The 778-nt window shown below is 66.1% G+C and carries 1 protein-coding gene; it reads left to right on the top strand.

Annotated features, from left to right (window positions below; translation table 11 throughout):
* Nucleotides 1-25: 25 nt before the first annotated feature.
* A partial coding sequence (locus AC1DX0_RS36640; protein ID WP_477359487.1) for an SDR family NAD(P)-dependent oxidoreductase occupies nucleotides 26-778 on the top strand: 753 nt, incomplete at its 3' end.

The raw sequence follows: 778 nt of genomic DNA, 5'->3' as shown, positions 1-778 counted from the left end.
GAGCAGCAGACAGGAGGCTCCAGGAATGGACTTGAAAGACAAGACAATCCTCATCACCGGCTCGACCGACGGCGTCGGCCGCGTCGTCGCGCAAAGGCTGGGCGCCGACGGCGCCCGCGTGCTGGTGCACGGTCGCGATGCCGCGCGCGGCAAGGCGGCAATGGCCGAGATCGAAGCCGCCGGCGGCAAGGCCGAGTTCTTGGCCGCCGACCTCGCCTCGCTGGCCGAAATTCGCCGCCTCGCTGAGGCCGTCCGCGCCCGAACGGACCGGCTCGACATCCTCATCAACAATGCCGGCGTCGGTACGGCAGGCACCAAACGAAAGGTCAGTGCCGACGGTTATGAACTGCGCTTCGCGGTCAACTATCTCGCCGGTTTCCTGCTGACCTCGGAACTTCTGCCACTGCTGAAGGCCAGCGCTCCGGCGCGCATCGTCAATGTCGCCTCGGCAGGCCAGCAGGCGATCGACTTCGGCGATGTCATGCTGACCCATGGCTATAGCGGCGTGCGCGCCTACTGCCAGAGCAAGCTGGCGCAGATCCTGTTCACCGTCGATCTGGCGGAACAGTTGAAGGGCACCGGTGTCACCGTCAACGCGCTGCATCCAGCAAGCTACATGGACACCACCATGGTCCGGCAGGCAGGCGTGACGCCTTGGAGTTCGGTCGAAACCGGCGCCGACGCCATCGTCAACCTCGCCACCTCACCCGCGCTCGAAGGACGCGCCGGCCTCTATTTCGATGGCCTGCGTGAATCCCGCGCCGACGCCCAGGCCTAC

Source organism: Mesorhizobium sp. P3_A9 (genome assembly GCF_056402975.1).
The sequence above is the reverse complement of the archived record's forward strand: the minus strand, read 5'-3'. Positions and strand labels throughout refer to the sequence as shown.